Origin of the sequence: Streptomyces sp. 15-116A (assembly GCF_025290915.1) — a bacterium.
Classification (GTDB): Bacteria; Actinomycetota; Actinomycetes; order Streptomycetales; family Streptomycetaceae; genus Streptomyces.
This window is the reverse complement of sequence record NZ_JAOCQE010000061.1, coordinates 1-12,722: the sequence shown is the minus strand read 5'-3', so window position 1 is coordinate 12,722 and position 12,722 is coordinate 1. Positions and strand designations below refer to the sequence as shown.

Sequence of the window (12,722 nt, the reverse complement as noted above, 5' to 3'; positions counted from 1 at the left end):
CCCTCACCGGCTGGTCTCGCTATCCGGGTGTCACACCCGGGCCAGTTCCCGGTCCTCGTCCGGGTCGGAGTCGGTGTTCCGGCCCGCGTCGGACGCCGTGCGCAGGCCCTCGCCCTCCACGTCCACGTTGGGCAGCACCCGGTCCAGCCACCTCGGCAGCCACCAGGCCTTCTTGCCGAGCAGGGCCAGGACCGCCGGGACGATGGCCATGCGGACGATGAACGCGTCGAAGAGGACGGCGACCGCGAGGCCGAAGCCGATCATCTTGACCATCGACTCGCTGGAGCCGATGAAGCCGGAGAACACCGCGATCATGATGACCGCCGCGGCCGTCACCACCCGGGCGCCGTACTTGAAGCCGGTCACCACGGCCTGGCTGGGCTTCTCGCCATGGACGTAGGCCTCGCGCATCCGGGTCACGAGGAACACCTCGTAGTCCATGGCGAGTCCGAAGACCACGCCGACCATGAAGATCGGCATCATCGACATGACCGGGCCGGTCTCCTCCACGCCCATCAGGCCGGACAGCCAGCCCCACTGGAAGACCGCGACCACCGCGCCGAGCGCCGCCAGCACGGAGAGCAGGAAGCCGAGGGCCGCCTTCAGCGGGACGAGGATCGAGCGGAAGACCACGATCAGGAGGAGGAAGGCCAGGCCGACGACCAGGATCAGGTACGGCACCAGCGCGTCGTTGAGCTTCTGCGACACGTCGATGTTCATCGCCGTGGCACCGGTGACCAGGACCTCCGCGTCGGAGTCGGTCTTGATGTCCGCTCCCGCGTCACGGATGTCGTGCACCAGTTCCTCGGTCGTCACCGAGGACGGCTTGGCGTCCGGGATGACGGTGATCGTCGCCGTGTCGCCGGCCTTGTTGGGCTGGGCCGGGGTCACCGTCACCACGTTGTCGAGGCCCTTGATGTCCTCGCCCGTCTGCCCGAAGACCGCCTGCGGGTCGTCGCTGTCCTTCGCGTCGACGACGACCATCAGCGGGCCGTTGAAGCCGGGGCCGAAGCCCTCGGAGAGCAGGTCGTAGGCGCGGCGCTGTGTGGTGGAGGTGGGCTGGGAGCCGTCGTCGGGCAGGCCCAGTTCCAAGGAGGACGCCGGGATCGCCGCGGCGCCGAGGCCGAGGACGCCGAGCAGGAGCACGGCCACGGGGCGGCGTACGACGAAGCTGGCCCAGCGGGTGCCCATGTTCGGGCGCTGAGGCTTCGCCGGGTCCTTCGCGGCGCGGCCACCGCCGAGCAGCTTGCTCTTCTGGCCCGCCGGGCGGACCCTGCGGCCCGCGTAGCCGAGCAGCGCCGGGATCATGGTGAGGGCGATCAGGACGGCGATGGCGACGGTGCCCGCCGCGGCGATGCCCATCTTCGTCAGCATCGGGATGTTGACGACGGACAGGCCGACCAGGGCGATGACGACGGTGAGGCCGGCGAAGACCACGGCGGAACCCGCCGTGCCGACGGCCCGTCCCGCCGCCTCCTCGCGCTCGCGGCCCTCGGCCAGCTCCGCGCGGTAGCGGGAGACGACGAACAGCGCGTAGTCGATGCCGACCGCGAGGCCGATCATCGTCGCCAGGGTCGAGGTGGTGGACCCGAGGTCGAGGGTGGAGGCCAGCGCGGTGATGCTCGCGACGCCGATGCCGACCCCGATGATCGCGGTGAGCAGCGGCAGCCCGGCGGCGAGCAGCGAGCCGAAGGTGATGACCAGGACGACCGCGGCGATGCCTATGCCGATGATCTCGGCGGCGCCGGTGTGCGGCATGGCCTGGAGGGCGTCGCCGCCGATCTCCACGGTCAGCCCGGCGTCACGGGCGTCCTCGGCGGCGCCTTCCAGGGCCTCGCGGGAGGAGTCCTCCAGCTCCATGCCGGAGACCTTGTAGCTGACCGAGGCGTAGGCGATGGTGCCGTCCCGGCTGACGCCGCCGCCCTGGTAGGGGTTGGTGACGGTGGCGACCTCGGAGCCGGTGGAGAGCTCCTTGACGGTCTCGGTGACGGTCGCCTTGTTCTCGGCGTCCGTCATCTTCTCGCCGTCGGGTGCCTTGAAGACGACGCGTGCGGTGGCCCCGTCGGCGCTGGCTCCGGGGAAGCGTTCCTCCAGCAGGTCGAAGGCCTTCTGGGCCTCGGTGCCGGGGATGGAGAAGGAGGTGGTGCCGGCGGCGGGAGCGCCGGCCGCGCCGACGCCCGCGAGCGTCAGCAGCGCCACCCAGAACAGGGCTACGAAGTGCCGTCGCCTGAAGGCGAACCGGCCGAGTCGGTAGAGGAAAGTGGCCACGAGGGCGTACTCCCGGTCAGGTCGTGGGTTCTTCTGGGCAGGGTCGATCAGCCCGACGACGAGAGCGGTGACGTCAGGTGCGTGGGGTGGCTGACTGGGGGACGGTCAGTGCGGGGAGACGCCGAGGGCGGGGAGGACCACGGCGTCGATGTACGAGGTGAGGAACGCCCGGGTGGGCGGCAGATCGTCGATCAGCGTCCGGGTGGCGAAGGCGCCGACGAGCATGTGCACCATGTAGTCCAGCGCCGGGTTGTCGGAGCGGACCTCGCCCCGGTCGACCGCCCGCCGGATGATCCGCCGGAACTCCTCCATCTCCGGTTCGACCAGCAGTTCCTTGAACGCCTGGCGCAGATCGGGGTTCATGTGCACCGCCATGGCCAGGGCCCGCATCAGCGCGGCGTTCTGTTCCATGGCGCAGTCGTCCTCGCGGGCGACGATCGCGTGCAGGTCGCCCCGCAGCGATCCGGTGTCGATGTCCGCGAGGCCGCCCGGCTTCTGGCTGCGCATCGCCTTCACCACCAGCTCGGCCTTGCCGCCCCACTGGCGGTAGAGGGTGGCCTTGCTGGAGCGGGTGCGGGCGGCCACGGCGTCCATGGTGAGGGCGTCGTAGCCGACCTCCCGGAGCAGTTCGAGCACGGCCCCGTACAGCTCGGCCTCGCGCTCGGGGGTGATCCGGCTGCGCCGCGGTGTCACGACGTCTGTCATCCCGCTCACCTTTCAGCTCCGGTCCTCGCCGTGCCGCCCCCCTCTCGGGAACGACACGGTTTCGTACACCACAAAGGTACCCCCACCCTTAAGGAAACGAAACCGTTTCGTACGTGGGCTGGGTCACGTACAAGCACGAGTTGCCCGCCTCCCCCGCCCGGAAAAGCATGGGGAGGTGAGCTATCTGCGCCTGCCGCATCTCAACGACGACCTGCTGTGCTTCGTGACCGAGGACGACCTCTGGCTCGCCCCGCTCGACGGCGACGGCCGGGCCTGGCGGCTCACCGTCGACCGCACCAAGCTCGGCCCGCCCCGCTTCTCCCCCGACGGCCGGCACATCGCCTACACCAGCTGGCGCAGCCTCGACCCCGAGGTCCATGTGGTGCCGGTGGACGGCGGTCCGGGCCGCCGGCTGACCTACTGGGGCAGCACCGACACCCTCGTCCGCGGCTGGGCACCCCCCGACGGCGACGGCCATGCCGAGATCCTCGCCGTCACCTCCCACGGCGAGCCCTTCTCCCACTTCACCGGGGCCTACAAGCTCACCTGCGACGGCAGCCCCGGCCGCAAGCTGCCCTGGGGCCCGGTCACCGACATCCAGGTCGCCGACCTCGACGGCGAGCGCAAGACCCTGCTGCTCACCGGCACCCCGCCGCACGAACCCGCCTCCTGGAAGCGCTACCGGGGCGGCGCCATGGGCAGGCTCTGGCTGCACGGGCACCGGCTGCTGGAGGGCATCGACGGGCATCTGGAGTCCCCGATGTTCGTCGACGGGCGGATCGCCTTCCTCTCCGACCACGAGGGCGTCGGCAACCTCTACTCCTGCGCGTACGACGGCTCCGACCTGCGCCGGCACACCGACCACGACGCCTTCTACGCCCGCGCCGCCTCCACCGACGGCCGCCGCGTCGTCTACCAGTGCGCCGGCGACCTGTGGATCGTCGACGACCTGTCCCCCGACTCAGTGCCGCGCAAGCTGGAGGTACGGCTGAGCGGGCCCCGGGCCGGGCGGCGCCCCTACCAGGTGCCGGCGGCCCAGCACCTGGACGGCATCTCGGTCGACGAGACCGGCCGGGCCAGCGCCGTCGTCGTCCGCGGCAGCCTGTACTGGCTCACCCACCGCGACGGCCCCGCCCGCACCCTCGTCGACGTCCCCGGCGTACGGGTCCGGCTGCCGGAGATGCTCGGCGCGAGCGGGCAGGTGGCGTATGTGACGGACGCCGAGGGTGAGGACGCCATCGAGATCGCCTCGCTGCCGAGGGCGAGCGGGCAGCGCGCTCCCCGGCGGCTGGCCTCCGGCGCGCTGGGCCGCGTGCTGGAGCTGGTGGGCGACCCCGAGGGCGAACGGCTGGCGGTCGCCTCGCACGACGGGCGGCTGTTGCTGGTCGGCACCGACGAAGAAGGGGACGGCGAGGTCACCGAGCTGATCCGATCCGTCAACGGCCCCGTGCGGGACCTGGCGTTCTCCCCGGACGGCACCTGGCTCACCTGGTCGCACCCCGGCATCGGCCGCTCGCTGCGGCAGATCAAACTGGCCCGCATCAAGGACCGGTTGATCGTCGACGTCACCGACGGCCGCTTCGAGGACGAGAACCCCGTCTTCACCCGGGACGGCCGCTATCTCGCCTTCCTGTCCTGGCGCGGCTTCGACCCGGTGTACGACGTGCACACAGGCGACCTGTCCTTCCCGCTGGGCTGCCGCCCGTACCTGGTGCCGCTGTCGTCGGCGACTCCCTCCCCCTTCGCGCTGAACCCCGAGGGCCGTCCGGCCGCCGGGGGACTCGACCCGGTGGAGACGAACGACGAGGGCGAGGAGAGCGGCGCGGTGACCGTCGAGGTCGAGGGGCTGGAGAGCAGGGTCACGCCGTTCCCGGTCGCCGCGTCCAAGTACTCGGCGCTGCGCCCGGTCGCGGGCGGCGGGCTGGTGTGGCTGCGCTGGCCCATCTCGGGCGCGCTCGGCGAGACCTTCGCCAACCCGGACGACACCAGCGGCCGGCCGACGCTGGAGTACTTCACCCTCACCAAGGCGAAGAAGTCCGAACTCGTCCAGCACCTGGACTTGTTCGCGGTGAGCGGCGACGGCACCCGCCTGGTCGTGGCCGACGAGGGCGATCTGCGCGCGGTGCCCGCCACCGAGGCGGGCGACAGCGACTCCACGGTCTGGATCGACCTCAGGCGCATCCTGCACGAGGTCGACCCGCCCGCCGAGTGGCGCGGGGCGTACGAGGAGGCCGGCCGGCTGATCCGCGCCTACTTCTGGGACCCCGGCATGTGCGGCATCGACTGGGAGGCGGTCCTCGCCCAGTACCGCCCGCTGGTCGAACGCGTCGCCTCCCCCGACGAGTTCGCCGACCTGCTGCGGGAGGTCCTCGGCGAACTCGGCACCTCCCACGCCTATGTCACCCCCGCCCGCCGCAACGAGGGCCCCCCGCACTACCGCCGCCCCCAGGGCCTGCTCGGCGCCAACTTCGTGCACCGCGACGGAGGCTGGACGGTCAAGCGCATCCTGCCCGGCGACTCCTCCGACTCCCGGGCCCGCAGCCCCCTGGCCGGCACCGGCATCCGCGACGGCGCCGTCCTCACCCACGTCGACGGCCGCCCGGTCGACCCGGTGGCGGGCCCGTACCCGCTGCTCGCGGGCGCGGGCGGTACGACGGTGGAGCTGACGTTCCGACCCGCCGGGGACGCCGAGGGCCCGCCCCGCAGGGTCGCCGTCGTCCCCCTCATCGACGAACGCCCCCTGCGCTACCAGGACTGGGTGGCCAAACGCCGCGAGGTCGTACGCGAGTTGAGCGGCGGCCGGTGCGGCTATCTGCACATCCCCGACATGGGCGGCTCCGGCTGGGCGCAGTTCAACCGCGACCTGCGCATGGAGGTGTCCCGCCCGGCCCTCATCGTCGACGTACGCGGCAACGCGGGCGGCCACATCAGCGAGCTGGTCATCGAGAAGCTGACCCGCACCATCCTCGGCTGGGACCTCACCCGCGACGCCCAGCCGGTGTCGTACACCTCCAACGCCCCGCGCGGCCCGGTGGTGGCCCTCGCGGACGAGGCGACCAGCTCCGACGGCGACATGATCACGGCCGCCTTCAAACTCCTCAAGCTGGGCCCGGTGGTCGGCCAGCGCACCTGGGGCGGCGTGGTCGGCATGACCGGCCGCCACCGCCTCGGCGACGGCACGGTGATCACGGTCCCGATGAACGCGGCCTGGTTCGACGCGTACGGCTGGTCCGTGGAGAACAAGGGCGTCACCCCCGACCTGGAGGCCCTCCGCACCCCCCTGGACTGGGCAGAGGGCCGCTACGCCCAACTCGACGACGCGGTACGGCTGGCCCTGGACCTCCTGGACACCAACACCCCGGCGACACCGCCGGACTACTCCCACGTCCCGGACAGGTCACGGCCGAAACTCCCGCCCCGCTCTTGAGAAGGGCTGGGCCTACCCCCGAACAACACGCCCCCTTACCCCCACACGAAAGCGGGGCGCCCATCAAACAGAGGGCGCCCCACTCACGTCGGCTAAAGCCAACCCTTACACGTCGTAGTCACGGTCGAACCGCTCCTCGGACTCCCGGCGCTGCGGGTCCATCTCGTCCTCATGACGACGACGGTCCTGCTGCTCCCGGCCCGGCTGACCCGGCTGACCCTGCTGCCGGCCCTGCTGACCCTGCTGCGCCCGCTGCTTGGCCTGCGCCTTGAACTGCTCGGTCTTCTCCTGGAACTGGTCCTTCATACCCATGTGGGTTCACTCCCGTGGGGGGTGAGGGGATCTGGCCCGACCAGATTCACACGGGCGGTGACCCTGCGCATGTCGATCACTCACGCACCGTAGTCGATGTCCTGTGCTGCTCATCGGCGTTGCCACCCGCCCCGACCAGACCGATCCGCATGCCGTCGAGCCGGCCCGCGAACCGCCGCATCTCGCGCTGCCCCACCGTCCCGATGAGGGCGGGCAGATAGCCCCGCACGCCCTGCATCCCGCGCAGCCACCACTGCCCGTACACGTGACTCGACCGCCGCTCGATCCCGGCGACGATACGGTCCACCGCCGGCCCCAGCGGATACGTCTTGTTGGACGGCCACGGCAGCCGCTGCCGCAACTCCCGCATGACCGCGTCCTGATCGGCTCCGCGCACCATGTCGGTGTCGGTCCACGACAGATACCCGACGCCGACCTTCACGCCCCGGTATCCGACCTCCGCGCGCAGGCTGTGCGCGTACGCCTCCACACCGGACTTGGAGGCGCAGTACGCGGTCATCATCGGCGCCGGGGTGATCGCGGCGAGCGAGGCGATCTGCAGCAGATAGCCGCGGGATTCGACCAGCAGGGGCAGGAACGCCCGCGCGGTGACCGCCGATCCGATGAGGTTGACCTCGATGACCCGCCGCCAGGCCACCGGGTCGGAGTCGATGAACGGACCCCCGGTCGCCACACCGGCGTTGGCGACCACGATGTCGACCTTGCCGAAGCGCTCCTTGACCTCGCCGGCCACCCGCGCCATCGCCTCCGCGTCGGTGACATCGGCGTACCAGTGGTCGCTCTCGCTGTGCAGCCGCGCGGAGACCTGCTTGAGCGCGTCCGGCTCCAGCCCGACCAGTGCCACCTTCACCCCGCGCGCGGAGAGCTTGCGGGCGAGCAACTCGCCGACGCCGCGCGCCGCTCCGGTGACGACGGCGACCTGTCCTTCGAGACTGACCCTGCTCATGCGCTCTCCTCGACGGGTACGGCGGGTGGGGCGGGTACGGCGGTGATGTGATCGGCGACGAGGGTTCGGATCTTCCCGGTGACCAGGTCGGGCGCCTCGATCGGCGTCATGTGGCCGATCCCGGGCAGCTCGGTGAGCCCGAGGCACTCGGGCAGCGCGGCGGCGATCGCCCGCGCGTGCACGGGCGGGGTGAGCCGGTCCGCGGTCCCGGCGACGATCTCGGTCGGCACCCTCAACTCCCGTACGGCATCGTCGAGATCGAGCGGCTCGAACAGCCGCGACCAGGCGTACCGCACGCGCGTGGGGCAGGCGTGCACGATGTGGGCGCAGGCGTCGACCATGTGCGGGGCCGAAGCGGGGCCCATGGTGCCGTACTTGAGGATGCGGCGGGAGACGGCGGTGACCGGTCCGAGCGGGGCGCGCGAGCCGAGGACGTGCCGGGTCAGCCAGGTGCGCAGCCGCCCGGGGCGCATCGGCAGCACCGTCGACTCGGCGACCAGCCGCGAACCGCCCGTGCTGCACAGCAGGACGGCCGCGGCGTGCTCGCGGAACGTCGGCCGGTCGGAGGCGGACATGATCGCCATGCCGCCCATGGAGTGCCCGGCGATCACGGCCTGTTCGCCCGGCGCGAGGGCGGCGCCGAGCACCGCCTCCAGGTCGTCGGCGAGGGCCTCGCGGGTGCAGGCGGGGCTCGCGGGGCTGCGGCCGTGGCCGCGCTGGTCGTAGGCGATGACCCGGTGGTCGGCGGCCAGTTCGCGGATCTGCGCGGCCCAGAAGGCGGTCGAGCAGGTCCAGCCGTGGGCGAGGACGACGGCGGGCGCGTCGTCGGGGCCGTGCACCTCGACGTGCAGCCGGGAGCCGTCGGCGGAGACGGCGGTGAGCTCACGGGCGGCGGGCGGCGGGGCGTACGGACCCGAGGTGACGTGGGTCAGCCGGCTCACGCGGTCACCTCCGCGTTCTCCTGCGGGACGACGGTCCGCTTCGCCGCGGGCTCGCGCAGGACGGCGTACTCGGCGAGGTCCACCCGCCGGGTCGCCCGCCGGAACTCACTGGTCGTCCCGGGCCAGATGGTGGTGTTGCGCCCGTTCTCGTCGAGGTACCAGCTGGTGCAGCCGCCGGTGTTCCACACCGTGCGCTTCATGCGCTCCTGGACGCGGTGGTTCCAGGCGCGTACGGCGCTCGGGCGGGCGTCGAGGGCGGCCCGGCCGCCGAGGACGTCGAGCTGACGCAGGTAGTCGGCCATGTAGTTCAGCTGGGACTCGATCATCAGGATCATGGAGGAGTTCCCGAGGCCGGTGTTGGGCCCGATGATCGTCATCCAGTTGGGGAATCCGGCGGCGGAGGCGCCGCGCAGCGCCTGCATGCCGCCCGCCCAGGTCTCGGCGAGGGTCTTGCCCTCGGCGCCGACGACCCGCTCGGCAATGGGCATGTCGGTGACGTGGAACCCGGTGCCGAAGACGATCGCGTCGACCTCGGCCTCGGTGCCGTCGGCGGCGACGACGGTCGACCCGCGCACCTCACTCAGCCCACTCGCCACCACGTCCACATTGGGCTGCGCGAGCGCCGGATAGTAGGTGCTGGACAGCAGGATCCGCTTGCAGCCGATGCGGTAGTCGGGCGTGAGCTTGGCGCGCAGCGCCGGGTCCTTGATGGCGCGGGCCATGTTGCGCTTGGCCAGCTTCTCCACGAAGCCCAGCTCGTTGGGGTGCTTGGTGAACGCCTGGACCTGCAACTCCCGTACGCCCCATAGCAGTCCGCGGCGCAGCTGGGTGGTGAAGGGCATCGCCCGGTGCAGGGCGCGCTCGGCGCCGCTGATGGGCCGGTCGACGCGCGGCAGGACCCAGGCGGGGGTGCGCTGGAAGAGGGTCAGCCGGGAGACCTTCGGCTGGATGGACGGCACGATCTGGATGGCCGAGGCCCCCGTGCCGACCATGGCGACCCGCTTGCCGCACAGGTCGTAGTCGTGGTCCCAGCGGGCTGAGTGGAACACCTTGCCGGGGAAGGTGTCGAGCCCCGGGATGTCCGGCACCTTGGGATCGGACAGCGGCCCGGTCGCGGAGACAACGACATCTGCGCTGAGGCTCCCGCTGCTGGTCTCGATCTCCCACCGCAGCCGCTCGGTGTCCCACGCCATCCGCTTCACCTCCGAGTCGAAGCGGATGTGGGGGCGCAGTCCGAAGGTGTCGGTGACGTGCTCCAGGTAGGCGCGGATGTGCTCCTGCCCGGAGAAGGAGCGGGGCCAGTCGGGGTTGGGCGCGAAGGAGAACGAGTACAGATGCGAGGGCACGTCACAGGCGCACCCGGGATAGCTGTTGTCCCGCCACGTCCCGCCGACGCTGCTCGCCCGTTCCAGGACGACGAAGTCGGTGATCCCCTCGCGCCGCAGCCGGACGGCGGCGCCCAGTCCGCCGAACCCGGACCCGATCACCGCGACCCGTACATGCTCGTGTTCGTGCTCGGCCATCCCGAAGCCTCCACGCATCGCTCAGAACCCTGCCAGTGAACACTGGCGCAATGGGGAGGGTAGAGCAGGGACATACTCATGGGTAGGGGGTACGCGAGGAAAGTTACCGCCGGTACGCCCTAGGCTGCTGACGTGGCACAGGACACCGAGGGATCCGGCGAACGGCGTGAGTACCGCATGGAGGAGCTGGCGCGACTGGCCGGCATCAGCGTGCGGACACTGCGCTTCTACCGCGAACGCAAGCTGATCCCGCCACCGCGCCGCGAGGGCCGTATCGCCTGGTACGACGACCACCACCTGGCCCGGCTGCGCACGATCACCGCTCTCCTGGAGCGCGGTCACACCCTGAACGGCATCGCGGAACTCGCCGAGGCCTTCGACCACGGCCGGGACGTCGGCGAACTCCTCGGCATGGAGCCCCCGACCGACGAGACGCCGGTGCGCCTCACCCCCGAGGAGCTGGCCGACCGCTTCGCCGGCCAGGACACCCCGGAGAACCTGGCCGCGGCGATGGACCTCGGCTATCTCGGCACCGACGGCGAGGAGATCGTCCACATCAGCCGCCGTCTGCTGGACGTCTCCACCGCACTGGTCCGTGAGGGCATCCCGCTCGCGGAGGTCCTGCGCACCGGCAAGGAGGTCCGCACCCACGCCGACGCCCTCGCCGACCTGTTCGCCACCCTGATCCTCCGTCACGCCCCCGAGGAGGCCCTGCACCGCCTGCGCCCCCTGGCCCGCAGCGTGGTCGACGCGGAACTCTCCCTGGCCCTGGACCGCCGGCTGCGCAAGCAGCGGGACTGATTGCCGGAGAACCGGACGGTGCCCCGGCATGACGCCTACCGGTCGTAGACGACGGCCACCGGCGCGTGGTCCGACCAGCGCTCGGCGTGCGTGGCGGCCCGCTCGACGTACGCCTTGACGGCGCGCTCGGCGAGACCCGGGGTGGCCACCTGGTAGTCGATCCGCCAGCCGGTGTCGTTGTCGAAGGCCCGCCCCCGGTACGACCACCAGGTGTACGGCCCCTCCACATCGGGATGCAGCGCCCGCACGACATCGACGTAACCGCCGTCGGCCGGATCGAACACCCGGGACAGCCACTCTCGCTCCTCCGGCAGGAACCCGGAATTCTTCGTGTTGCCCCGCCAGTTCTTGAGGTCGGCCTTCTCATGGGCGATGTTCCAGTCCCCGCAGACGAGCACCTCGCGCCCCTCGGCGGCGGCCCGCTCGCGCAGCCCCTTGAGATGGGCGAGGAACTCCCCCATGAACCGCACCTTCTCGTCCTGCCGCTCGGTCCCGACCTCACCGGAGGGCAGATACAGCGAGGCGACGGTGAGGCCCGGCAGATCCATCTCCACATACCGGCCACTGCCGTCGAACTCGGCCGACCCGAACCCGACCCGCACCCGGTCCGGCTCACGCCGACTGTAGAGCGACACCCCGGCCCGCCCCTTGGCGGCGGCCGGCGCGTGCGCGACGTACCACCCCTCGGGCGCCCGCACCGCCTCGGGCAGCTGCTCCGGCTCGGCGCGCACCTCCTGCAGGCACAGCACATCGGCGGAGGTCCCGGCCAGCCACTCCACGAAACCCTTCTTGGCGGCGGCCCGCAGCCCATTGACATTGACGGAGGTCACAGTGAACACCCCGGCACGATACCGGCACACTGGACAGGCCCCTGCCCCCACCTCATGGATTGATATACGGTACTCAGCATGAATATCCGCCGGGTCCCCTACGACCACCCCGACGCCGTCAAACTGAACGACGAGGTCCAGGCCGAGTACCACGTCCGTTACGGCGACGGCGGCGACGCCACCCCCATGGACCCCGCGGACTTCAGGCCCCCCAACGGCATCTACCTGCTCGCCTACGACGAGCACGGCACCCCCGTGGCCTCCGGCGGCTGGCGCGCACAGGACGCCAACGACGAGGGCAACCGCGACGGCGACGCCGAGCTGAAGCGCATGTACGTCATCGAGCAGATGCGCGGCCGCGGCCTGGCCCGCCGCATCCTGGCGGCCCTGGAGGACGACGCCCGCGCGGCCGGCCGCCTCCGCATGGTCCTGGAAACCGGCACCAAGCAGCCGGAAGCCATCGCCCTCTACACCTCCAGCGGCTACGAACCCTGCGAGCCCTTCGGCTACTACCGCTTCCACAAGGAAAGCCGCTGCTACGCCAAGCCGCTCCAGCAGCCCAAGCCCAGGCCGTAGAACGCCACCACGCGACCAACACGAAGAAGCCCCCGCCGATTTCTCGGCGGGGGCTTTCAGCTGCGGTGGACCTGAGGGGATTTGAACCCCTGGCCCCCTCGATGCGAACGAGGTGCGCTACCGGACTGCGCCACAGGCCCTTGCAACGAGTGAAACTCTAGCATCCCCGTCGGGGTGCTCAAAAATCCGTTGTCGGCGGGGGCCGACCTGCGGGTTTCGGCTACTCGTTGGCGGCCCGCCGGTGCTCCCCGTCCTCGTACTGGTCGAAGAGCGGGGTGCGGCCGCGTTCCCGGGCGCGGCGGGCCGAGGCGGCGCGGCGGACGTCGCTGCGGGCGTCGTCGTCACCGCGGGTGCCGTCGTCGTCCGGCCGGT

The 12,722-nt window shown here is 71.4% G+C and carries 10 protein-coding genes and 1 tRNA gene; 3 read left to right on the top strand and 8 right to left on the bottom strand.

Features of this window, described 5'->3' with window-relative positions; all coding sequences use genetic code 11:
* Window positions 1–30: 30 nt before the first annotated feature.
* Entirely contained in the window at window positions 31–2,268 is a 2,238-nt protein-coding gene (locus N4P33_RS13415) for an MMPL family transporter (RefSeq protein ID WP_260826628.1), read from the bottom strand.
* Between the two features lie 105 nt (window positions 2,269–2,373).
* Window positions 2,374–2,973, bottom strand: a complete 600-nt coding sequence (locus tag N4P33_RS13410; protein ID WP_260826626.1) for a TetR/AcrR family transcriptional regulator — start codon at window positions 2,971–2,973, stop codon at window positions 2,374–2,376.
* 175 nt (window positions 2,974–3,148) lie between these two features.
* Between N4P33_RS13410 and N4P33_RS13405 the strand changes: the two genes are divergently transcribed.
* A complete protein-coding gene (locus tag N4P33_RS13405; protein WP_260826625.1) occupies window positions 3,149–6,400 on the top strand; it encodes a S41 family peptidase in 3,252 nt (1,083 codons plus the stop codon).
* 105 nt (window positions 6,401–6,505) lie between these two features.
* On the opposite strand, the gene N4P33_RS13400 is transcribed toward N4P33_RS13405, so the two are convergent.
* The 4 genes from N4P33_RS13400 to N4P33_RS13385 form a co-directional block, all read right to left on the bottom strand.
* Entirely contained in the window at window positions 6,506–6,712 is a 207-nt protein-coding gene (locus tag N4P33_RS13400) for a hypothetical protein (RefSeq protein ID WP_260826624.1), read from the bottom strand.
* Between the two features lie 76 nt (window positions 6,713–6,788).
* Entirely contained in the window at window positions 6,789–7,679 is an 891-nt protein-coding gene (locus tag N4P33_RS13395; RefSeq protein ID WP_260826623.1) for an SDR family oxidoreductase, read from the bottom strand.
* Window positions 7,676–8,620, bottom strand: coding sequence for an alpha/beta fold hydrolase (locus N4P33_RS13390; RefSeq protein ID WP_260826621.1), 945 nt, complete (start codon window positions 8,618–8,620; stop codon window positions 7,676–7,678). Before N4P33_RS13390 ends, N4P33_RS13395 begins: the two co-directional genes overlap by 4 nt.
* Window positions 8,617–10,143, bottom strand: coding sequence for an NAD(P)/FAD-dependent oxidoreductase (locus tag N4P33_RS13385; protein ID WP_260826620.1), 1,527 nt, complete (start codon window positions 10,141–10,143; stop codon window positions 8,617–8,619). The genes N4P33_RS13390 and N4P33_RS13385 overlap by 4 nt, the downstream gene beginning before the upstream one ends.
* 177 nt (window positions 10,144–10,320) lie before the next feature.
* Here N4P33_RS13385 and N4P33_RS13380 point away from each other — a divergent pair, with 177 nt between their 5' ends.
* On the top strand, window positions 10,321–10,944 hold the full coding sequence (locus tag N4P33_RS13380; RefSeq protein ID WP_260826649.1) for a MerR family transcriptional regulator: 624 nt from the start codon (window positions 10,321–10,323) through the stop codon (window positions 10,942–10,944).
* A 35-nt stretch (window positions 10,945–10,979) separates the two neighbouring features.
* On the opposite strand, the gene N4P33_RS13375 is transcribed toward N4P33_RS13380, so the two are convergent.
* The gene (locus N4P33_RS13375) at window positions 10,980–11,783 is read right to left on the bottom strand and encodes an exodeoxyribonuclease III (RefSeq protein WP_260826618.1); all 804 of its coding nucleotides are present in this window, start codon (window positions 11,781–11,783) and stop codon (window positions 10,980–10,982) included.
* Between the two features lie 69 nt (window positions 11,784–11,852).
* Here N4P33_RS13375 and N4P33_RS13370 point away from each other — a divergent pair, with 69 nt between their 5' ends.
* A complete protein-coding gene (locus N4P33_RS13370) occupies window positions 11,853–12,350 on the top strand; it encodes a GNAT family N-acetyltransferase (RefSeq protein WP_260826616.1) in 498 nt (165 codons plus the stop codon).
* A gap of 66 nt (window positions 12,351–12,416) precedes the next feature.
* Here the strand turns inward: N4P33_RS13370 and N4P33_RS13365 are convergent.
* A tRNA-Ala gene (locus N4P33_RS13365) sits at window positions 12,417–12,490 on the bottom strand.
* Window positions 12,491–12,722: the final 232 nt, after the last annotated feature.

Excerpts from the sequence above, each read along its gene's own strand:
- N4P33_RS13385 (WP_260826620.1), bottom strand. The coding sequence starts at position 10,143 with ATGGCCGAGCACGAACACGAGCATGTACGGGTCGCGGTGATCGGGTCC.
- N4P33_RS13400 (WP_260826624.1), bottom strand. The coding sequence starts at position 6,712 with ATGGGTATGAAGGACCAGTTCCAGGAGAAGACCGAGCAGTTCAAGGCG.
- N4P33_RS13410 (WP_260826626.1), bottom strand. The coding sequence starts at position 2,973 with ATGACAGACGTCGTGACACCGCGGCGCAGCCGGATCACCCCCGAGCGC.
- N4P33_RS13395 (WP_260826623.1), bottom strand. The coding sequence starts at position 7,679 with ATGAGCAGGGTCAGTCTCGAAGGACAGGTCGCCGTCGTCACCGGAGCG.
- N4P33_RS13380 (WP_260826649.1), top strand. The coding sequence starts at position 10,321 with ATGGAGGAGCTGGCGCGACTGGCCGGCATCAGCGTGCGGACACTGCGC.
- N4P33_RS13370 (WP_260826616.1), top strand. The coding sequence starts at position 11,853 with ATGAATATCCGCCGGGTCCCCTACGACCACCCCGACGCCGTCAAACTG.